The 2478-nt window shown below is 71.8% G+C and carries 3 protein-coding genes; all 3 read left to right on the top strand.

Features of this window, described 5'->3' with window-relative positions; all coding sequences use genetic code 11:
• Window positions 1–126 precede the first annotated feature (126 nt).
• Window positions 127–1200: a permease gene (locus AOK23_RS43320; RefSeq protein ID WP_055717841.1), complete on the top strand. Its 1074-nt coding sequence runs from the start codon at window positions 127–129 to the stop codon at window positions 1198–1200.
• Window positions 1197–2030 carry a TIGR03943 family putative permease subunit gene (locus AOK23_RS43315; protein ID WP_055717840.1) on the top strand — a complete coding sequence of 278 codons (834 nt, stop codon included), beginning with the start codon at window positions 1197–1199 and terminating at the stop codon, window positions 2028–2030. Before AOK23_RS43320 ends, AOK23_RS43315 begins: the two co-directional genes overlap by 4 nt.
• A 35-nt stretch (window positions 2031–2065) precedes the next feature.
• The coding region (locus AOK23_RS43310) for a gamma-glutamylcyclotransferase family protein (protein WP_055717842.1) at window positions 2066–2478 on the top strand (413 nt) is incomplete at its 3' end.

The raw sequence follows: 2478 nt of genomic DNA, 5'->3' as shown, positions 1-2478 counted from the left end.
AGTAATCACTCAACGTGATGCGCGCCACAGTGGGTGACACCAGCGGATACCGCCGTCCCACCCACCACCCCCGTCACCCGACCCGCCCGCTATGTTCGAGCCGTTCATCCGACATTCGGAGCTGGCATGCAGAAGACAGACGAACCGGCCGAGGAGACGGCGGCAGCGGTGAGAGCGGCCCAAGCGAAGGCGACCGACGCGAAGGCGATCGACTCGAACACGCCCGAGGATGCGGCCGAGCACTCCTGGCCCCGCCACTGGCTCCTCCTGCTCCTCGGCGCGGCCGTCGTCCCCGGTGCGGTGCTGTTCCTCGTCGGGCGGGGGCTGGAGGAACCGGCCGTGCAGGCGTGGCGGACGGTGTGTCTGTCCATCGCCGTGCAGGCGCTGCCGTTCCTGCTCCTCGGTACGGCCCTGTCGGGGGCCATCAACGCGTTCGTACCGGCGAAGGTGTTCAGTCGGCTGCTGCCCCGCAACCCCGCCCTGGCGGTCCCGGTGGCGGGCGCCGCCGGAGTCGTCCTGCCCGGCTGCGAGTGCGCGTCCGTGCCGGTCGCGAACAGTCTGATACGCCGGGGGGTCGACCCGGCAGCCGCGTTCGCCTTCCTGCTGTCGGCCCCCGCCGTCAACCCGATCGTCCTGGTCGCCACCGCGGTCGCCTTCCCCGGCAGCCCCGAGATGGTGCTGGCCCGGCTGCTCGCCTCGCTCCTCACCGCCGCTTCGATGGGCTGGCTGTGGCTGTGGCTGGGCCGCGCCGAGTGGCTGAAGCCGGTCCCCCGCCACACGGGTCACCACGTGGGGCGCAGCCGCTGGACGGAGTTCCGGCTCGGCTTCCAGCACGACTTCCTGCACGCGGGCGGCTTCCTCGTGGTCGGCGCGATGGCGGCGGCCACGTTCAACGTCGTGGTCCCGCGTTCCGTGCTCGACACCTTCGCCGACTCGCCCTGGCTCTCGGTGCTGTTCCTCGCCGGGCTCGCCATCCTCCTGTCCGTCTGCTCCGAGGCCGACGCCTTCGTCGCCGCCTCCCTCTCCGGCTTCTCGCCCCTCGCGCGGCTGACGTTCATGGTGGTCGGGCCGATGGTCGACCTGAAGCTGATCGCCCTGCAGACGGGCACGTTCGGCCGGGCCTTCGCGCTCCGCTTCTCCGCCGCGACCGTCGTCGTGGCGATCCTCGCCAGCGCCCTGATCGGAGGCGTCCTGCTGTGAAACGACCTCTCCAGGCCCTCCTGCTCCTCGTCAGCGGTCTCGGCCTGCTCCACGCGACGGTGTTCACGGACCTCTACCTCAGATACGTGAAGGAGGGCATGCGCCCCCTGCTCATCGCCTCGGGAGCCGTGCTGCTCCTGCTGGGCGCGGCGGAAGCGTGGTCGCTCCGCAAACCGACCGCCCCCACCCCGAGCGACGCGCCGGCCGCCCCCGACCAGACCGACCAGCACCAAGCCCATGAAGACACGGATCACAGTCACCACGACCGAGACCACGACCACGACCGAGACCACGGCCACGGGCATGACCACTCCACCCCGCCCCGCATAGCCTGGCTCCTCCTGCTCCCCGCCCTGAGCCTGCTCTTCTACGCGCCGCCGGCCATCGGCGCGTACAGCGCGTCCCGTGAGGCGCCGAAGGCCGTGGCGGTGAAGGACCAGGACGAGTTCGAGCCGCTCCCCGCGACGTCGCCGCTGCCGATGACCCTCACGGACTTCACCAGCCGTGTGCAGCAGGACCGGGCGAAGGCCATCGAGAGGCGGGTGGTCCGGATGACCGGTTTCGCGACGCCCGACGGGAGCGGCGACGGCTGGTACCTGACCCGTTCGATCTTCAGCTGCTGCGCGGCGGACACGCAGTTCGTGAAGGTCCGCGCCCACGGCACCCCGGCCCCGCTCGCGGACACCTGGGTCACGGTCACCGGCACCTGGCACGCCGGCGGCACCCTCGGGACGAATTCCGCCGACGTCGCCCTCGACGTCCGCACGATCGAGAAGGTCCCCCGCCCGACGAACGGCTACACGGACGCCCTCCCACCCCTGGCCGACTGACACCCCGCCCGCATCCCACCTTGGAGAGGAGAACGGTGCTCCCCTTCTTCGTCTACGGCACGCTGCGCCCCGGCGAGCACAACCACGACCTCTTCCTCCGGGGCCGCACGAGTTCCGAGGAACCGGCGACGATGCGGGGCCTGGCGCTCTACGACGGCCCCGGCTACCCGTACGCCGTCGAGGCCCCCGGCGAAGCGGTTGAGGTGAAGGGCGACCTGATCACGGCCCGCCCCGAGGCGTACGAGGCGCTCCTGCGCTCCCTGGACCACCTGGAGGAGTACAGCCCCGGTGCCCCCACGAACCTGTACGAACGGGTCCGCCGCGCCGCCGTCCTCGCCGACGGCACGTCCGTGCGGGCATGGGTGTACGTCGCCGCGCCGACGGTCGCGGCGCGGCTGCGGGCGCGGGGGACGAGGATCGAGAGTGGGGACTGGTCGGGGGAGGGGCG

It is taken from the genome of Streptomyces torulosus, from assembly GCF_001419765.1.
GTDB classification, from domain to species: domain Bacteria; phylum Actinomycetota; class Actinomycetes; order Streptomycetales; family Streptomycetaceae; genus Streptomyces; species Streptomyces torulosus.
This window is presented reverse-complemented; position numbering and strand designations above follow the sequence as displayed.